This is a genomic window from Thalassobacillus devorans MSP14 (assembly GCF_000496835.1).
GTDB classification, from domain to species: Bacteria; Bacillota; Bacilli; order Bacillales; family Halobacillaceae; genus Thalassobacillus; species Thalassobacillus devorans_B.
The window spans coordinates 318,709-338,203 of sequence record NZ_KI543238.1 but is presented as its reverse complement, the minus strand read 5'-3'; the positions used below and the strand labels follow the sequence as shown (position 1 = coordinate 338,203).

General features: G+C 44.4%; 18 protein-coding genes. 3 read left to right on the top strand and 15 right to left on the bottom strand.

The window, feature by feature from the left end; translation table 11 throughout:
• Positions 1-26 precede the first annotated feature (26 nt).
• The 7 genes from P855_RS0117835 to P855_RS0117805 form a co-directional block, all read right to left on the bottom strand.
• Positions 27-818 (bottom strand): SDR family oxidoreductase, encoded by a 792-nt coding sequence (locus tag P855_RS0117835; protein WP_028784836.1) that lies wholly within the window; start codon positions 816-818, stop codon positions 27-29.
• A 14-nt stretch (positions 819-832) separates the two neighbouring features.
• Positions 833-1,711: a fumarylacetoacetate hydrolase family protein gene (locus P855_RS0117830; RefSeq protein WP_028784835.1), complete on the bottom strand. Its 879-nt coding sequence runs from the start codon at positions 1,709-1,711 to the stop codon at positions 833-835.
• Positions 1,712-1,724: 13 nt separating this feature from the next.
• Positions 1,725-3,896 (bottom strand): TRAP transporter permease, encoded by a 2,172-nt coding sequence (locus P855_RS21295; RefSeq protein WP_037986454.1) that lies wholly within the window; start codon positions 3,894-3,896, stop codon positions 1,725-1,727.
• A gap of 4 nt (positions 3,897-3,900) precedes the next feature.
• Positions 3,901-4,374: a DUF1850 domain-containing protein gene (locus tag P855_RS21290; RefSeq protein WP_051353305.1), complete on the bottom strand. Its 474-nt coding sequence runs from the start codon at positions 4,372-4,374 to the stop codon at positions 3,901-3,903.
• A gap of 54 nt (positions 4,375-4,428) precedes the next feature.
• Entirely contained in the window at positions 4,429-5,436 is a 1,008-nt protein-coding gene (locus P855_RS0117815) for a TAXI family TRAP transporter solute-binding subunit (RefSeq protein WP_028784834.1), read from the bottom strand.
• A 199-nt stretch (positions 5,437-5,635) separates the two neighbouring features.
• Positions 5,636-6,325 carry a response regulator gene (locus P855_RS0117810; RefSeq protein WP_028784833.1) on the bottom strand — a complete coding sequence of 230 codons (690 nt, stop codon included), beginning with the start codon at positions 6,323-6,325 and terminating at the stop codon, positions 5,636-5,638.
• Positions 6,322-7,923, bottom strand: coding sequence for an ATP-binding protein (locus P855_RS0117805; RefSeq protein WP_028784832.1), 1,602 nt, complete (start codon positions 7,921-7,923; stop codon positions 6,322-6,324). The genes P855_RS0117810 and P855_RS0117805 overlap by 4 nt, the downstream gene beginning before the upstream one ends.
• Positions 7,924-8,016: 93 nt before the next feature.
• Here P855_RS0117805 and P855_RS0117800 point away from each other — a divergent pair, with 93 nt between their 5' ends.
• Positions 8,017-9,075, top strand: a complete 1,059-nt coding sequence (locus P855_RS0117800) for a DctP family TRAP transporter solute-binding subunit (RefSeq protein WP_028784831.1) — start codon at positions 8,017-8,019, stop codon at positions 9,073-9,075.
• Between the two features lie 23 nt (positions 9,076-9,098).
• Positions 9,099-9,404 carry a DUF3870 domain-containing protein gene (locus P855_RS0117795; RefSeq protein ID WP_028784830.1) on the top strand — a complete coding sequence of 102 codons (306 nt, stop codon included), beginning with the start codon at positions 9,099-9,101 and terminating at the stop codon, positions 9,402-9,404.
• 636 nt (positions 9,405-10,040) lie between these two features.
• Here P855_RS0117795 and lhgO read toward each other — a convergent pair.
• The 5 genes from lhgO to P855_RS0117770 all read right to left on the bottom strand — a co-directional run bounded on the left by lhgO (position 10,041) and on the right by P855_RS0117770 (position 15,118).
• Positions 10,041-11,276 carry an L-2-hydroxyglutarate oxidase gene (gene lhgO, locus P855_RS0117790; RefSeq protein ID WP_028784829.1) on the bottom strand — a complete coding sequence of 412 codons (1,236 nt, stop codon included), beginning with the start codon at positions 11,274-11,276 and terminating at the stop codon, positions 10,041-10,043.
• 27 nt (positions 11,277-11,303) lie between these two features.
• Positions 11,304-12,239, bottom strand: a complete 936-nt coding sequence (gene glaH / locus P855_RS0117785; RefSeq protein ID WP_028784828.1) for a glutarate dioxygenase GlaH — start codon at positions 12,237-12,239, stop codon at positions 11,304-11,306.
• Between the two features lie 489 nt (positions 12,240-12,728).
• On the bottom strand, positions 12,729-13,451 hold the full coding sequence (locus P855_RS0117780) for an amino acid ABC transporter ATP-binding protein (protein ID WP_028784827.1): 723 nt from the start codon (positions 13,449-13,451) through the stop codon (positions 12,729-12,731).
• Positions 13,451-14,107, bottom strand: a complete 657-nt coding sequence (locus P855_RS0117775; protein ID WP_028784826.1) for an amino acid ABC transporter permease — start codon at positions 14,105-14,107, stop codon at positions 13,451-13,453. Before P855_RS0117775 ends, P855_RS0117780 begins: the two co-directional genes overlap by 1 nt.
• A 231-nt stretch (positions 14,108-14,338) precedes the next feature.
• Complete coding sequence (locus P855_RS0117770) at positions 14,339-15,118, bottom strand: glutamine ABC transporter substrate-binding protein (RefSeq protein ID WP_028784825.1); 780 nt, start codon at positions 15,116-15,118, stop codon at positions 14,339-14,341.
• A gap of 295 nt (positions 15,119-15,413) precedes the next feature.
• Between P855_RS0117770 and P855_RS0117765 the strand changes: the two genes are divergently transcribed.
• Complete coding sequence (locus P855_RS0117765; protein ID WP_028784824.1) at positions 15,414-15,665, top strand: hypothetical protein; 252 nt, start codon at positions 15,414-15,416, stop codon at positions 15,663-15,665.
• Positions 15,666-15,750: 85 nt separating this feature from the next.
• Here P855_RS0117765 and P855_RS0117760 read toward each other — a convergent pair whose 3' ends face one another.
• Genes P855_RS0117760 through P855_RS21285 form a run of 3 tightly spaced genes read right to left on the bottom strand, consistent with a single transcriptional unit; the run spans position 15,751 to position 19,478 of the window.
• Entirely contained in the window at positions 15,751-17,199 is a 1,449-nt protein-coding gene (locus tag P855_RS0117760) for an aldehyde dehydrogenase family protein (protein WP_028784823.1), read from the bottom strand.
• 16 nt (positions 17,200-17,215) lie between these two features.
• Positions 17,216-18,265, bottom strand: a complete 1,050-nt coding sequence (locus tag P855_RS0117755) for a homoserine dehydrogenase (RefSeq protein ID WP_028784822.1) — start codon at positions 18,263-18,265, stop codon at positions 17,216-17,218.
• Positions 18,258-19,478: a M20 metallopeptidase family protein gene (locus P855_RS21285; protein WP_037986450.1), complete on the bottom strand. Its 1,221-nt coding sequence runs from the start codon at positions 19,476-19,478 to the stop codon at positions 18,258-18,260. Before P855_RS21285 ends, P855_RS0117755 begins: the two co-directional genes overlap by 8 nt.
• Between the last annotated feature and the right edge of the window lie 17 nt (positions 19,479-19,495).

Genomic DNA, 19,495 nt, shown 5'->3' with positions numbered 1-19,495 from the left:
CCTGCGGTCTGTAAACAGGGTTAGACTTATAGGGCTTTCACTAACCCACCGTCAACGACAAGCGACTGTCCAGTCAAATAAGTATTGGCCCCAGAAGCGAGAAATACTACTGCTTTGGCAAATTCGTCCGGCTCTCCATATCGTCCGATTGGAATTGATTGCTCGGTCTGTTCTTTTACTTTCTCTGCGGTTGTTCCCAGCTTTTCTGCTCTTCTTTCATCCAACTGAGCTACTCTGTCTGTAGCAATCCTGCCCGGCCCGACAGTATTGATCAGGATATTATCTCCTGCCAGTTCCTGGGAAAGGGATTTTGATAGACCGACAACGCCAGCACGGAACGTGTTAGATAAAATCAAATTTTCCAGTGTCTGTTTGATCGATGATGAAGCGATGTTGATGATTCTTCCGCTCTGCTGCTTACGCATAGAAGGCAGCACTTCCCTGACAGTCCGGACAAAACTGAGCAGGTTTAATTCGAAAGCATTATTCCAGTCTTCATCCGTGAATTTATCAAAGGTTCCTGCTGGAGGGCCGCCGGCATTATTGATCAATACGTCCACGGTGCCATTCCAATCCACCGCTTTTTGTACCAGTTGTTTGATCTGACCGGGATCGGTGACATCACACACTGCATAATCAACATTATCGTTGCCGCTCACTTCCTGAATTTCTTTTTTTGCCGCCTGAAGCTCTTCCGTATTCCTGCTTGAAATTAATACGTGGGCACCCTCTTTAGCAAACTCCAGAGCAGTTGCTTTTCCCAGCCCTTTACTGGAGGCTGTCACAATCACTGATTTTCCTTGCAATTGAAAGTCCAAACCATTCATCCTTTCTATCGTTTCTTTAAGTCTACTACATTATTTTTCAGAGATGGAAATCCATCAACCTGACATTCTATCACATCTCCGTCACGAATGACGACCGCACCAGGAGTACCTGTCGAAATAATATCTCCTGGCTGTAATGTCATCACCTGCGAATGGAAAGCAATGAGATAATAAGGATCAAATGTCATATTGCTTACTACATTCTTCCGGTGGATTTCCCCATTGATAATGGTAGACACATTCAATTTAAACACATTATCTATTTCATCCGGTGTTAGCAGCTGGGGTCCAAAGCTGAAAAAAGTGTCAAAACTTTTCGATCTCGTCAAATAACGGGGATTGCGCTGCAGGATATCTTCGGCTGTCATATCAATAATCGTCGTATAGCCGGCTATGACCTCCGGGGCCTCTGATTCTGAAATATCTTTGCACATCTTACTGATGACTACCCCTAATTCCGCTTCTCCCGTAGTCCTCTCCGACTGGACTGGTAACTTAATAGTATCGTTATGGCCGATAACGGTTGTTGACGGTTTCATAAAACTCGCCGGTTCAGTGCTTGGAGCTTTTTCGTTCAAGTCGGAAGCATGATCGACATAATTGAGCCCGATACCCCAAATTTTTCGCGGATCACGGTAAAGCGGTCGATATACTACGTCATCACATGCCAAATAGTGAGCATCCAGCCGTTTTTTCTCATCAGCTGATTGATCTTTATACCATTCCGCTAAGGACGATAACTTATCTGTATCAATCAAATCAAAAAGACTGGTCGGCCATTCCGTGTCAATTACTGCATTAATAGATGCAACTGGGAGCAGGCGCTCCCCATCTACGATAGCTGCCATTTCCATATTATCTTTTTCTATCGTGGCATACCTCATCTTCTGCTTCCTCCTAATTTCCGGCTTCTACAGTCTGTTCTGATCGTAAGTCAGGCTTATTTTTAAAATTAGAAAACAACACATAAGCGAATACGAACAAGCCGATAATATCTGTCCAGGTTCCTGGATAAATCAACAACAACGCCGCCAGCCCCGATACCGCCCTCAGCCATCCAGGAACCTCTCTCATCACATAACCTTCCGTCATGACCGATAATAAGAATACACCGATCAATGAAGTGATAGTAATGACGAGAATATTCATAAAGTTAGCATCGATCATCAGCATCTCATGAGAGAAGACGAACATAAACGGTACAATGAACCCTGCGATTGCAAGCTTCATCGCCTGGAAACCGGTTTTGTTCGGGTTTCCTCCCGCTATACCGGCACCGGCGAAAGCAGCCAGGGCAACCGGTGGTGTGATATTAGCAAAAATCCCGAAATAGAATACGAACATGTGCGCTACAAACGTAGCTGTTTCTGTTGAGCCGGCCAGTTCCCTGTACAATGGAAGCTGCAGCAAAATCGGTGCTGCCATTGTACTTGTAATAATATAAGTCGGGATACTCGGAAGACCCATCCCAAGAATGATCGATGTGATCATGGTTAAGAATAATGTAATGATCAACTGAATCAATGGGCTATTGACCGCACTTCCGATACTAACGATACTGTTAGCGATTTCAAGCGCTACTCCAGTCAACGATGCGATACCCACTACGATGCCGACTGCACCACAGGCAATAGCAACCGGTACGGTCGTCCTTGCGCCATCTTCTAAAGCGTTAAGGGCATCTTTCACTCCGACCTCATCAGCCTCAAGCTTCAACCATTTTCTCCATAGATTGATTACTAATGGAATTCCAATAATCAAAAGCAGTTCCCACCAGTCTCCACGCACATTCGGAACAGCACTGCCGCTGAGTAACGCAGTGAGCTGCGGCTGGAAAATAAGGAATACCCCAATTCCTGTAATAACTGGCAACATCTGCTTCGTACCGGCAATTACCACAGTCGCGATGATGGACCAGAAAGCTGCGTAAAACGGGGTCTTACCAGAAAACAATAAATATAATAGAATCAACATGGGTATGATCAAATGGCCGCGCTTTGCAATGACATCTTTCAGCTTAGGCAATTCACTTTTAGGCATCCCTTGAAGCCCCCGCTTAGAAGCGCGGAAATGAACCTGCAGGAGAATGCCAACATAAAATAACAGGGCTGGAATAATACCTGCCAGAATGATTTTTGTGTAAGAGAGATTCAAATTTTCAGCCATAATGAAAGCAGCTGCACCCATGATCGGTGGCAATATTTGTCCACCGACACTGGCTGCTGATTCCACGGCACCTGCAAAGTTTTTCTTATACCCGATTTTTTTCATCAATGGAATCGTAAATGCACCTGTCGTTACGACGTTAGCAATTGCAGAACCGTTAATGGAACCGAGGAACCCACTCGAAATGACCGCGACTTTCGCCGGGCCACCTTTCGTATGGCCGGCTACTGCCAGAGCAAGATCATTGAACAATTGTCCCATTCCGGAACGGCCCAAAAATGCCCCGAATAAGATAAATAGAATAATATAACTTGCCGAGACACCGATGGCGGTACCCAGAATCCCTTCTGTTATAAAAACAAGTTGTGCAATAATTTGTTTCGAAACACTCATGACTACAGGAGTTGTCAACTCTGGGTAAATGGATAGTTTCACATAGAAACCATAGATCAGGAAGCCAAGACCTAATAAAGCAAGCCCCCATCCAGTGACCCTTCTGGTGATATCAAATAAAAGGAAAATGATCAGGATACCGACATAGAAATCAGTATCATTGATCCTGCCGCCAGATTCGATAATACGTTCTGCGGTCATAAACATATAAATCCCTACACCCAGTGACAAAGCGGCGGTAATATAATCATAGAAAGGAACGGACTTTGCCCCTTTTCCCTTTTTTCTAATGAATGGATACAATAAGAATCCCAGCGTCATCAACGTATATAAATGAATGCTTCGCTGTTTGATATCGACAAGCGATCCAGCGTAAGAAGTATATAAATGAAAAAGCGAAAGGGAAATAGCAAGGACGGAAATCACTAACGCAATCGGTTTGGCAACCCCTGTCCGAACAGTACTTTCGCGGTCATAATCTTCTGCGGATTTTTTTTGATTCTTCCCCATACTCTCACCTCATTCTAGTAGCAATAAAATACTCGATGGCATGCCATAGGTTTATATTTTCAACAGCTATACGATAAGGTTGGGAGGGCTCTAATTTAAATACCTCATCCCCTTTAATGAATCGATGTTCTGTCGTTTTTCCGGTTCTTGTAACCAGCTGTTTACCAATCGTTTGATTGATTCCTGTCATGTAAACCCAGCCATCTTTTATAAACGTATCATCACCTGCATCATTTGGCACCCCGGCGCCAAACGTCTTAAATCTGGTAGAATCTAAGACGATCTCTTCGTCTTCCACTACAAACATTTCTTCCCATTCTTCTTTCTCCACCGAATGAATCCAACGAATAGAAAAAGATCCTTCGTTTTGAATAAAAAATGCCCTCTCCAAATTGTTATTAACAGAGACGGTTAGTACTGTTAGTTTGTTGAAAAGCAGCGGTATCAGGAGGAGAATAAGCGTAGCCAGTAAAAGCATTAGTCGTTTCATAGATTATTTTAAAAAGGGCACCAAATTTGATGCCCTTTTTTATTACTCCAAAATCCCTTGTTCTTCATAGAATTTTTTTGCACCTGGATGAAGTGGTGCGATCAAGCCTTTAGCAATTTCGTCCCGATCCAGCTGCTTAAGGGCCCCAACGGCTACCTCTTCTGTTCCCAGGTACTCGTAGTAACGTTTAGTAATATCGTAAACCAGATCTTCACTTAATTCAGGAGATACGATAATCATGTTTTGAATACCCACTGTTTCTACTTTATTTTCTAAGTTGTATTTCGCTTCATTACCTGCATCAATCGTATACTTTTTATAGAAAGGATATTTTTCCATCAGCTTGGAAGCTACATCCCCTTTAATTTCCACAAAATTAATATCTGTCTGCTGCATCAAATCGGTAATGTTGCTGTTTGGAACACCGGAGGTAAAGAAAGCAGCATCCAGGTTACCATTTTTCATTTCCTGAACACTGTCCGCATAACCAGTATGCGTAACTTTTCCAAGATCTTCATAAGTAAGATCGACCGCTTCTAATACTTTCTTAGCACTTTGTTCTACTCCGGAACCAACCTTACCAACGCCTACTTTTTTCCCTTTAAGATCTTCAATGGACTCAATTCCGCTGTCTTTCAAGGCGACAACCTGTACTACGTTCTGGTACATGCCGGCAACTGCCTGGATATCGACTGGATTGCCTTCAAACTGGCCTTTACCTTCAAGGGCGTCATAACCGACATCACTCATGATGATAGCCATCTGGTTCAGTCCATCCTGGATATTCTGGATGTTCGCCACAGAAGCACCAGTAGATTCAACCGTTACATTTCCTACCTGGTCACTTTCTTCAAAAATCGGCTTCAACGCTCCACCAATTGGATAATAAGTTCCAGAAGTCCCACCTGTCCCGAATACCAGAGACTGAGCACCATCAGAACCGCCGGATTCTCCCCCGCCAGAACCTTCAGATTCTCCGCCGCTGCCACCACAAGCAGCAAGCAGCATGACAAAAGTCAAAGCAAGAATAAAAGATAATTTCTTTATCATATAATTAACCCCCATTTCTAAATTTAACTATCTACATGTTACCGCTTACATGATATTTTTTGAATATTATGACCATATTGGACATTTTGGTCATTTTGGTCTCAAGTCAACACCCCAGGTCCTCCAGATATTGGAGGACCTGGGGTGTGCTTGTCTCAAAAAAAAAGACTGTCTCATTTATCTATCGAGACAATCTTTTTTACTGAGAGATTTTATAACGATTTACCGGGCGGCCTACTCCTCCATATTGGATATCAAGGACGACATCACCGGTATTCTTTAGGTAATCCAGGTACCTTCTTGCGGTTACACGGGCAATCCCAATACCGTCAGCAACTTGTTCTGCCGACAGAGCTGCTTGCTGCTCTTTCAAAAAGTGTGTGATTTGTTGCAACGTCTGTTCATTCAGCCCCTTTGGCAAATCTTTTGTTACGGATAAAGGCTGTTTAGGAGTTTGTATGATATCATCAATCTGCTTCTGGCCAAGCTCTCCTTCTCCAGAGAAACGCACATGAAGTTCCCGGTAGCGGACCAATGCCTGCTCCAGCCGTTCAAATTTAAACGGCTTTACGATGTAGTCAGTAGCTCCATGCTGAAGCATCTTTTTTATGGTGCCTTTATCGTTGGCGGCCGTAATGACAATGACATCAATATCCATTTGTTCAGCACGGAGATACTCTAAAGTTTCAACCCCGTCTTTTTCCGGCATATAGATATCTAATAGAATAAGATCGGGGGATAGCTCCCTTGCTAGTGCCAGTCCCTCCTCTCCATCCGATGCAATCGCTGCTACCCGAAAACCAGCGACCTGTTCGATGAACTGCCGGTTCACTTCTTGAACCATGGGGTCATCTTCAATCAACAATATCTCAATCACCGGCTGCTTCATGCAAAATCCTCCTCTAAACTCATTGGGAATGTCAATACTATGCTTGTCCCTTCCCCTTCCTGGGAAACGACTTCAATCTCACCAAGCCCTTTTTCTACTACGTTATTGACGAGATACAAGCCAAACCCTGAGCCTTCTTTCCCTTTGGTTGTATAACCTTTTTCAAAAATATGATCGATCTGCTGTTTTGGAATACCCTTTCCGTTATCTTCAACCGCAATTGTGCAGACATATTCATCCTGACTGATGGATATGTCCACCCACTTCTGATCCTGTTTGACACCCTGAAAGGAATGGAAAGCATTTTCGATCAAATTTCCTAAAACAAGCACAAAATCATGTTTATCCAAAAGAGGCGGGTAAGCTTTCAGCTCACTTCTCTCATCAATGGAAACATCGATCCCGATCTCCCTGCCACGGCTTACTTTACTGAGCAGCAATCCGGAAATGCTGTAATCCTTCATTTTTTTAATTAAAAATCGTGATAATTCTTCTTGCTTTTCAGAAGCATCAAACACAAATTGCAGCGCTTGTTCCCGTTTATCCAGTTGAATCAGACCTGCAATCGTATGCAATTTATTCAGGTGCTCATGGTTCTGGACACGGAGTGCATCGACAAATGCTTTGACTCCAGTCAGTTCTTCAGCCAGCCTGGTCGCTTCGGTTCGATCCTGGAAAACGGCGACAGCGCCTACGATTTCATTTTCTACCCGAATCGGCACACGTGTGCTCATGATCAGCTTGTCCCCAATCCTTATTTCTTCATGATAGACAGGAATGCCCTTACGTAATACCTTCAATAACTTTGTCTCACGGATGACAGCTTCAATCGGCTGACCTACCCAATCCCCTTTAATTCCTAATATCTGTTTAGCTTTATCATTTAAAATAGTTACCTTTCCTTCCTTATCAATGGCTATGATCCCTTCATTCATCGCCTGGAAGGTTGCTGTCCGTTCCACCAGCAGCTGTACAATTTCATGAGGCTCCAATCGGAAGGTCTGCTGCTTCAAATGGCGAGCCAGCAGCCAGGAACCGGTAACACCGAACAATGCTGTAAGAAATAGAATGAACAGGATTTCATTTTTAATATCAAACAGAATTTCACCAACAGATGGAAGGATGTTTCCCACGATAGCCACGCCAACCTGTTCATGCTCATTATCCATGATCGGAACGAACGCGCGAATAGCTGTCCCCATTTCCCCTTGCGCTTTCGCCGTATAACTATGCTCAGCAAAAGCCGGTCCTTCATCTTTTCCGGAAGAAACTTTTCCGAGCTTTTCAGACACAGGGTGTGAGTAGCGTATCCGATTCATATTAAGTATAACGATATAGTCGGCGTCGTTAACGGTTCGAATCCTCTCGACGATGGGATTTATTTTGGTCCATCCGCCTGGCTCCACCAGGTATTCCTTGATATCCGGCAGGTTTGCGACTGTACGCCCTGTGATCATCGCTTGTTTTCCAAGCGCATCCTCTTTCGATTCAATCGTATTACCGATCACAATAATGCCACCGATAACAATAGAGAATAAAACGACACCGAACGATAAGATTGTAATTTTCCAACGGATCGGCATGTGCTTGAGTTTCATGAGAATCTTCCTTCCCATCAGACTAACCCTAGTGTACCATTTATTCTTTCTTGTGTTACACTGTTGAAAACGATTACGGGAGGGGTGAAAGCCATGCGTACAGTCATCACGATTACGCTTTTCATCATAACCGGCATTTTCACGGCCTTATTTTTCGGTTTCGACTTGAGTGAAGCATCCAAAACGCTGGAATATGATGATGAGCAGGAAGGCATTCAGGATAGGCTCGTCATCCAATTCAGTCACGTAGTTGCCGAAAACACGCCCAAAGGCATGGCAGCAAGACGGTTCGCCTCTCTAGTGGAATCGCGCACGGACGGAGAGATCAAAGTACAAGTCCATTCCAATGGCACCCTTTATAATGACCAGCAGGAATACCAGGCATTAAAAGAAGGACGCGTGGAAATGATCGCGCCTGCAACCTCTAATTTGACGGAGCGCTTTCCGAAATGGCAAGTGCTTGACCTGCCTTTTGCCTTTCCAAGCCACCAGGCTGTCGAGGAAGCATATGAAGGGGTCATCGGCGAGACACTGCTCCAGGAGCTCGAAAAGGAAGGCATCAAGGGTTTGACGTTCTGGTATAATGGCTATAAACAAGTCACTAATAACAGCCGTCCGATTGTATATCCGAACGATTTTGACCGGCTACATTTCCGAATCATGCCAAGCCCTGTCATAGAAGCCCAGTTCGAGCAATTAGGCGCAAGCACCAGTGTCCTTCCTTTTAACAAAACCTATCGGAATCTGGAAGTGGGATTTGTCAATGGACAGGAAAATACCGCGTCCAACATTTACTCGAAAAAACTGTATCAGGATCAGTCCTACATGACGATCAGCAATCATGGATACCTTGGTTATGCCGTATTGATCAACCAGGAATTTTGGGACAGCCTTTCAAAAGAACATCAACAAATCATCGAGTCATCGATGACGGAAACAACCAGCTGGATCCGCCGTCATGCTATCGAATTGAACGACGAACATACCAGAAGGTTAAGGCAACAGGAAAACTTGCAGATCAACTACCTGACGCAGGCACAAAGGGAAGCCTGGAAACGAAGATTAACACCTATTTACTACAGGGTTGAAGCAGATGTTGGGGAGAAATTGATGATGGAAATCTATGATTTGCAAGATAAATATGGCAACTAATTAGCTTATAGGAGGAGAAAAAGATGAACACGATTTTTGTAGCTGGACATTCTAAACTGCCGACAGGTATTGCTGCCAATCATATATCGGAATCTCTCACATTGACGCTCGAAATTGATAAAAAGTACGGTGTGATCGTTGACGCTTCCTGTACACTTGCTACCGATCACGGTAGAGAGTATGTAAAAAACCTATTAAAAGGTTACAGTTTAAAAGAAGGGTTAGATGAACCGTTGAAACAATTGGAAGACGGCTACCGCGGAAAAGCAGGTAATGCGATTGCCGCAGCTTTAAAGGACTCTTACAAGCAATATCAAATGCACGACTAATAAGGACAGCCGCATTTAACCGCGGCTGCTTTTTAATTTCGGCTCTGTTAAATATCACTGTTGATTTTACAGTTAATGCTCCCTTTTATGGAAGACTCAGTTTCGAGAGAAACTGTTTCCGTTATGTCGATAAGCGTTTGGAGGTCCAGAAAATCACTCGCTTTCCATGGGCGGCCGGTGAGCTTCCTCAGGCTCCGCCTTGCGGGATCTCACCACTCATGTTCGTCCCACAGGAGTCTCACCGTTTTCCCCGCCGCCATACGTTTATTTGTGTCTCGAAACTTTATCAGGAATAGCTTGTTTATAGCACAGAAAACACATTCAAATCAGCACTATAATAGAGTTTTCTTCACAAATTAGGGTTGGACTTTCCAAGTACGATTTCGAGTATCTTATTTGGCAAGGGGCGTGGGGGAAGGTTGAGACTCCTGCGGGAAAGGATAGACTGGCAAGACCCCGCAGAGCTTTAGCTCGAGGAGGCTTGCCGGCTTCCCCGCGGAAAGCGAATCCTTCCCCCACGCCCCTAAACTCTACCAAACATCTCGAAATCAAGTCTTCCATAATCCGGCCCTTTTGTTGAATAAACCTCTTATTAAAAATGGAGCCAACTTCAGTATGAAGTGGCTCCATGAAAAATTAATCAGTGACAAGGCTTGGCTTTAGATCATCCGTCGCCTTCAGATGGTCCTGAGGAGGGATGCGGTGCACAATCTCTTTTCCGATTTCCAAGGATGCAGTCGCAGCTGGAGACGGCGCGTTGCAAACATGGATGGATTTCCGGCCAGGAATGATATAAAAGTCATCGACCAGGCGGCCATCCCGCAGCATCGCTTGCGCCCGGACCCCGGCATGAGTTGGAATGACATCATCCACCTGGATCTCTGGCACCAGACGCTGCAAACTTTTCACAAACGTCTGCTTATGGAAAGAGCGAACCATTTCTTTCATGCCTTCCTGAAGATTGCTTCCTGCCATTTTCCAGAACCCAGGGAACGAGATCGTATCCAGTGTATCTTTAAGATGGAAAGCAGTTTTATGATAACCTTCACGCTTGAAGCTCAACACAGCATTAGGGCCAGCATGGATACTCCCATCGATCATCCTGGTGAGATGAACGCCCAGGAATGGAAAATCAGGGTTCGGAATAGGATAAATCAATCCTTTAACCAGATGACGTTTTTCCTCTGTGAGGGTGAAATATTCTCCCCGGAAAGGGACGATCTTCACATCTGTTTGAATGTTCGCCATCTTGACCAGACGATCACTATGAAGCCCCGCACAGTTGATCAAAAAACGGGACATGATCGTTTGCTTATCCGTATCAATGAACACTTCACGTGAAGACTCATCGATATTCATCACTTTGATACCAAGAAGCAGATCGACACCGGCTTCCTCTACCAGCCGAGCAAGGGTCTCGGTCACCTGCTTATAATTGACAATCCCGGTAGTCGGTACCTTCAGACCAGCTATACCATTAGCGTGGGGCTCTATTTCCAGAAGCTCTTCCCGGTTCAGTTTCGTCACATGGAGTCCATTTTTGTGTGCATTCTGATGAAGCTTTTCCATTCTTGGTATTTCTTCCTCGTCTGTTGCAACCAGTACTTTACCACATACCTCATGATCGACCCCATGTTCTTTACAAAATTCGACCATGGAAGCGGCACCTTGTTTTGCAAGTTTTGCCTTCAAACTGCCGGGCTTATAATAGACACCAGAGTGAATGACACCGCTATTACGACCGGTCTGATGGCTGGCCCAGGATTTCTCTTTTTCAATGACCGCGATCTTCGCGGCTGGATATTTTTTGATAAGGGAATAGGCGGTCGATAAACCGACTATTCCCCCACCAATGATGGTAAAATCATACATGCTGACTACTCCCTCCTCATCCAACAATTACTCGGCGAAACGGCCTCGCTGACGTAACAACTCTCTATGAAGTTCGGTATTTTTTTCAAAAGCTTCCCTACCGTGAAGCCAGAACCGGTTGTTAAGCATAATCAAATCACCTTCCGGCAGATCTAAACCGGTGGTAGCTGGTGAATTTTCCATTGAATGGGATAAATCCTTCAAATATTTCGCTTGATCGATCGTTTCAGGGTACACGAACTGATCAATGAAGCAGATGCAAGGACCGTTGTTATGCTCATAGAATGTCTGGCGAAGAACATCTTCCGAAACATTTTTACTTGCTGGAGCTTTGTAGGTAAACTTGTATTTTGCCAACGGGTGGTTATAAAAATAATCCATCTCTTCCCAATCATCTAAATGCAGAATACGGGAACGTCCCCCTACCGCATTTTCTTCCTCGAACTTCATCATCAACAACCAGTCTGTCGGCTCATCGACATACGTGCCATCGGTGTGAAGCGTGAATGTACGATACGCCTGACGCAGGTAGGAATCACTGTCATCCGTATGCTTAACCGAAAAGCGTGCGTAATATTTCCCTGACATCGCATCGAAGTTCGGTGTTCCGACAAGGTGCGTAAGAGCCGTGGAGAACTTCACATAATCCTGATCGTCTTTCGTACGTCCCTGCAACCCGACTGTGAATCCTCCCGTCTGCCGGTCATGGAGAATGCCGCGAATCGTTTGAACGAACTCCTCTCCCACTAATTCTACTAGTTTATCAGCTGCCATCAACCGCATATATGGTACATATTCCAATTGCTCATCGCTGACATCCTTCAAATCCTCAATAAACTTGTCAATTACTTCATTTTCAAATTCGATATGATAAAGACGATGATGCTTCGGATGCTGTTCCACCTTGTAACCTTTTCCAGTTTGAAGCTCTAATTTACCTTTTTGCAGATCCATCGCACACATTGTTAAAAACCTCCCGAGTTTTTAGGTAGTTGTTTGGTTGCTGACGGGCCCTTTCAGCGTTTAAAAAAAGCCAGTATTATCCCTTGATAAAAGGAAAAATACTGGCTTCTAAACTGCGTGGGTGCTCTGGCGTTCAGAGTTATAGCAGTCTTGACAGTCCTATATTCAAATGAATTACTTATAAACCAGCAAACCGGCTTTGAAAGGGGATGCCTTTCTAAAGGTTGCTTTCTGATGTCTACTATATAACAATCAAAATTTTCTGTCAACATTGTTTTTAACTTTTATATGCTGGAAACAGGAAAATAGAAAAAAAATTCAAAAAAGCCTCCCCATATTTCAGGGAAGGCTTTCTACGCATTGTGGCGAAGGACCGACGACCACATTCGTCGTTTTTTAGCTTATAAAAGCATATCCAATCGTCTTACACAAGTTAGCTCATCGCTTCATTACTATATCACGCTTATCTGTTAAACACAATCTTTCATTTTATAATACTTTGCTCAGGAATTCCTGTGTTCTCGGATTTTGTGGATTACCGAACAGGTTCTCTGGTACATCTTCTTCCATAATGATGCCCTCATCCATGAACAGGACCCGGTCCCCTACTTCACGGGCAAAGCCCATTTCGTGGGTGACAACGACCATTGTCATTCCTTCTTTGGCAAGGTCTTTCATGACCTCCAGTACGTCCCCGACAAGCTCTGGATCGAGCGCTGATGTCGGCTCGTCAAACAACATGATTCTTGGCTCCATCGCAAGTGAACGGGCAATGGCGACACGCTGCTTCTGCCCGCCGGATAAACTTTCCGGGTAGACATCCGCTTTATCGCTGAGTCCGACTTTTTCCAGTAGCGGCAAAGCCGCTTTTTCTGCATCTTTTTTCTTTATACCTTTTACTTTTATCGGACCGAGTGTAATGTTTTCGAGCACGGTTCGATGAGGGAATAGATTGAAATGCTGGAACACCATCCCTACTCGGGATCGAACTTCGTTGATATTGATTTTTGGATCAGTCAGGTTATCCCCTTCAATATAAACCTCTCCTGATGTAACCTCTTCAAGCAAGTTCAAGCAGCGCAAAAACGTACTTTTACCTGACCCTGAAGGTCCGATGACACAAACTACTTCCTGCTCTTTTATTTCTGCATCGATTCCTTTTAATACTTCTACGGAACCGAATGATTTGTGTAAATCTCTCACACTGATCATCATACGTCAAGTCTCCTTTCCACTCTCCTCAAGTAAACGGCTGTTGGTACTGTAATGACGAGATACATGACACACACCATCGTCAATGCTTCGAATGCGGCAAAGGTCGCACCATAATACTGCTGCCCCATGTAAAGTAATTCTCCAACAGCGATGACCGAGAAAAGAGAAGTGTCTTTCAGGCTGATGACAAACTGGTTACCAAGCGGTGGGATCATTCGTCTGAATGCCTGCGGCCAAATGATATACCGCATCGTCTGGTTGCGTGTAAGACCGATCGAACGGCCTGCTTCATCCTGCCCTTTATCGATCGAGTAAACGGCTCCGCGGACAATTTCAGCAATATAAGCCCCTGCGTTGATAGCAATCGCTATGATAGACGCAGTTATTTTATCGATATTGACTCCCATCAAATCAGAAAGACCAAAATAAATGAATAAGATCTGTGCAAGAATCGGTGTACCACGGACAACCTCTACATACACCGTGGCAAGGCCGTAAATGATTTTATTTTTGGAAAGACGGGCAAAGCCGAAGATAGCCCCGAGGATAAAACCGAAGATCAACCCGACACCAGTAATCAATAATGTCCATACCAGTCCTTCGAACAGCATGGGCATGACTCGGTAATAATGGGATTCTGTTATAAAGTCCATATGTGTTTTCGCTCCTTATTCTACGAATTGTGCGATAAATGAAGTGGAATTTTTTCATTAGAAAAACTTGGCTTGTCGCCAAGTACTTATGGCGAAAGCCTTAGTATTTTCTTATACTTTAATCCTTTAACAAAGTTAAACTTTCTTAAAGTAATATAAAAGCGCAACAAGCTAATCACTTGCTACGCTTTTACCGATCAGCTATACCTCTTCTCTTGGTGTCATTAAACGTTATTCAGATGATTCTGTACCGTATTTACGCTCACCGAACCATTTTTCATAAATGTCATCATACGTACCGTTTTCTTTCAAAGTTTCCAGAGCCTTATTTACATCTTCAACCAGGTCGGAATCTTTCGGGAATGCGATACCATACTGCTCCCCTTGAAGGATGTCGCCGACCGTTTTCAAGTTGGCAGAATCGTTAGCTACATAGTACTTGACGTTTGGTACGTCATACATAACAGCATCAAGACGACCGGACTCCAAATCCATATACGCTTCAACGATCCCAGGGAATGTGACCAATTCGGCATCCGGATGATTCTCTTTAATGTAGGCTTCACTGGTAGTACCAGAACGTGTCCCTACTTTTTTACCAGCTAAATCTTCTTCTGATTTGATTTCATTATTATTTTTATTAACGGCAATCATAAGACCCGCATCATAATATGGATCAGAAAAATCAATTGTTTCTTTACGTTCTTCTGTAATCGTCATACCTGCAATCCCGATATCGAAACGACCGGACTGCATACCACTGACAACACCGTCAAATTTCATCGACTCGATATTGACCTTGAAGCCAGCTTCCTCAGCTACTGCTTTGATCAAATCGATATCGAAACCTTCCATCTCACCTGTTTCTTCGTTCAAGAATTCAAATGGAACGAAGTTGTTATCCGTAGCAACCGTATACTCTTCCGCTGCATCACCGGAGTTGCAGCCCGCTAAAAGAAGAGCTGACAGTGCAATTACCAGAATAAATAAGTACCCTTTTCCTTTTCCCATGTTTCTTCCCCCTTTTTATTTGCGTAATTAATTATCTCAAAATTTATTATTAATTAAAATTTTCTGAATTATATGTATTTTGTCATATACATGCAAAATTTATTATTTTTATTAGGTATTACTCCTGTTGCTGATAATTACGACTAATTAATTCTATTTCCTCTTTATTACGAAGAATTTACAACTTGACCTTCTGGCAATCTAATTTATTACATGATTTTTTTAGGAAATAACTAGGATAATTACTCATATTCATAGAACAAAGTACTCATACAGAATTTAAAGGAGGAGCTCCATGAACTTCCTTGTCAACTTGATCGATTATTTGATCTCTTCAAAAAAGACATTCATTTACTCAACCTACAGTTTGAAAGAATATTACAGAATTATTTCTAAACTAAAGGCAGCTTCCATCAAATACCGTGTCGCTTCGAACGTCCATATGTCTTCTCATACTGGAGTGACAAAAAATGATTATGGCAATGAATATAAGTTTTATGTCAAAAAAGAAGACGAACATAAGGCTCTGGAAGCCATTCATAAATGACTATGATGCTGAAGGAACTGGGGAGTAATGTACTAACAATCTAATGAATAGAAAAACCGCCTGGTGATTCCAGACGGTTTCGTTATTATAATAGATTCTCCTGCAGACGGAAGCAGACGACTTTCTGTTCGGTCATTGACTCGATGGCGTAACGTACGCCCTCACGTCCGATACCGGACCCTTTCGTCCCGCCGAAAGGCATTTCGTCGATCCGGTAGTCGCTGCTATCGTTGATCATGACACCACCGACGTTCAACCCTTTAATAGCATGGAAAGCGTTATTGATATCCGATGTAAAGATACCTGCCTGCAGACCGTAATCCACATCATTCGCACGGTCGACTGCATCGTGGAGGTTTTCCACCGGCATAATCAATACGACAGGACCGAAAATTTCTTCGTTAGCGATTTTAGCCGTTTTCGGCACATCACTTAAAATGGTCGGATAATAAAAACTTCCTTCGCGTTTTCCACCGATATGCAGTTTGGCTCCTTTCATCAACGCTTCGTTAACCCAGCTATCGACTCGCTTCGCTTCCCGTTCATTGATCATTGGACCGACATCCGTCAGTTCATCCATTTTATCACCGACCTTCAACTCCGCCGTACGGCTGATGAAGGTATCAAGGAAGCGGGAATAGCTATCTTTTTCCACGTAGATTCGCTGGACACCGATACAGTTTTGACCGACAGCAGAGAAAGCGCCGGAAACACAGGACTGGACTGCATCATTCAAATTAGCATCGTTCAACACAATCACTGGGGAGTTGGATCCCAGCTCCATGCTCACTTTTTTAGGCCCTGCTTGTTCGGATATCTTTTTCCCGGCGTCGGGACCCCCGGTGAACGACAGTACTTTGACAGCTGGGTGTGTCACGAGCGTTTCGCCAATTTCACGACCGGATCCAGTTACCACGGATAAGAAGCCATCCGGTAAGCCTGCATGCACGAACGCTTCTGCCAACTTGAGCGCACTTAACGGTGTTACGGAAGCCGGTTTGACGACAATCGCATTTCCTGCTGCAATCGCAGGTCCGACTTTATGGGCAACAAGGTTCAATGGATCATTGAACGGAGTTATCGCCCCAACGACCCCCACCGGAAAACGGTAATGATAGCCGACACGATTTTCGCTGCCTTCATTCTGATCAAAGTTGATGGTTTCTCCATTGATCCGCCGTGCCTCTTCCGCACTAATCTGAATGGTCTGGATCGCCCGCTTCACTTCCCCGCGGGCTTCATTGATCGTCTTACTGCCTTCTGAAGCTATTGTTCTGGCAAAATCTTCAGCATTTTCTTTCATATAAGCTGCGGCTTCCGATAAAACACGGATCCGTTCATGGGTCGGCCATACCGCCGTTTTGGTATAAGCCTCCTCCGCTTTTTCGATGGCTGCGAGCATATCTTTACTGCTTGCCGATGGAACGGAAGCTATGGGACGGTCATTCTGGGGATTGACCACCTCAAATGTTTGATTAGAGTGGACCCATTCTCCTCCGATCAGCATCTTCACTGCTTTCACTTTAGTATGCATGAAAACACCACCTTCCTTAAATTTTTTCCTTTGTCTTTTGGCGCTGATAGTCAATCAAATCAATCAATAAGGAGAAGCCCGTTTCCTTAAGCCCGGCTCCTGCTCCTGTCAACATGATCGGTCCTGCCAGGTCGCATTCATACAAAATCGCGTTGGTTGCGCCTGTAACTCCTGCGAGTGGGTCATCCGCATCCAATAGCTGCGGCTCTACGGAAGCTGTGACGGTGCCATTCTCTTTTTTTACCTGTGCCAACAAGCGCCACTTTTTATTTTGCTCAAGAGCATCATTGACCATGTCAAGCGTCATATCACTGATACCCTTGCAAGGAATATCATTTGATGCAATTGGTGTACCCATCAAGTATCCGGATAGGATAGCGGCTTTGTAACGGGCGTCATATCCTTCCACATCATTTGTCGGATCCGCTTCGGCATAGCCTAATTCTTTCGCTTTTTTTAAGGCTTCCTGATAAGAGTTTCCTTTTTCCATTTCTGTCAAAATGTAATTGGTGGTACCGTTCAAAATCCCTTTGATCTCCGTAATTTCATTGCCAGCCAGGGTAGCGACAGGCATCCTTAACGCCGGAGTTCCGCTCATTACCGTACCTTCAAACCCCCAGTAAGCACCATTTTCATCTGCAAGTTTACTCAGTTCCTCGTAAGCGAGGGCTACCGGTCCTTTGTTGGTCGTGACAACACTTTTCCCATTTTCAAAAGCGGCCCGGCAATGGTCGATGGCAGGCTGACCTGTTTCCACGTCTGTAAAAGTTACCTCGACAATCATATCGGCATTGGTCTGCTGGATGGTGGCCATGCTGTCAAGCCCCTTTGTCACCCCTGGTCCGTCTGGATAATTCTCCACATTCCCGGTCTCCCGTACTACTTCCAATAATTGCTCAATATCCAACCCATCAGGCTTGTAGACCGCACCTTTCATCATATCCGTGACAGCTACCACTTCCGCTTCAAGTCCATAAGAACTGTCGAGGTGCTCCTTACGTTCCTGTAAAATTTCGGCCAGCGCCTGACCGACACCTCCAAAGCCGACAAAAGCTATTTTAGTCATCGACCTTCCTCCCTTCTTGAACTTGTAACAACCGGTGAGCACAGTTCGTTAAAATCGCTGCGCCAATGGGCAGCGCATTTTCATCTATTTGAAAATCTCGTGTATGCAGCTTCCGTTCCGTAGTCCCTTTTTGGGCACATCCCAGGAAAAACATCGCACCAGCTTTATTCTCGATCATATGGGCAAAATCTTCGCCCCCCATACCAAATGGCCCTTCATGGATTTTCATATTCGGATAGAGATGCCTGGCAGCTTTTTTAATCTGTTCATTTACCATGTGATCGTTATCCAAAGCAGGCTCTCCTGTTTCTACATATAAATCATAGGAACCACCGAGTGGAGGAATGACACAAGCTATCTGTTCCAATTCCCGGACTAGCTGTGCCCGCATTTCCTTCGTATACGAACGCATCGTACCAGTAATCGTCACTTCATCGGGGATGACATTCGCCGTCTCCCCTCCATGAATTTCACCTACACTGATGGTACCTACAGATAGTGGATCGATTTTGCGGCTGATCAGACTGTACAAAGCCTGTAAAAAGTAACTTGACATCCAAATTGGATCAGCAGCCAGATGTGGATAGCCGCCATGCCCGCCCGTTGCTTTGATGGTCATCCGGAAGTTATCGATATTCGCCATACTCGGTCCGTCGTTCACCTGGATTTCTCCGGTTGGAAGCCATGGGCATACATGTAAAGCCAGGAAAGATTCGATATCATCCAAAAGGCCGGACTGCAGCATCAGTGGTGCCCCGGTCATTCCAGCTTCATTGGTATCTTCTTCTGCAGGCTGGAAAATGAATTTGATGGTGCCAGCCAGTTTACCTGCTTTAGCCTCTTCACTCAACAGTTTAGCAGTCCCAAGCAAAATAGCGGTATGAGCATCATGGCCACAGGCGTGCATAACCCCAGGATGAACAGATTGATAGTCTGAATCAGTCTGTTCATTAATAGGCAGAGCGTCCATATCTGCACGCAGTCCAACCGTAGGGCCTTCCCTGCCAGTTAAAGTAGCGATAATACCATATCCCCCGACATTGGTTTCCAGCTCAAAAGCATCTATCTTTTCTAATTCCTGCTGGATGTATGCACTCGTTTCTCTTTCCTGGAAACTAAGTTCCGGATGGCGGTGCAAATGACGCCGCCACCGGATTAAATCTGCTTTGATTCTTTCTACATTTACGGTTACTGGATCATGTTTGATCTGCAACGGGATCCCTCCACTAA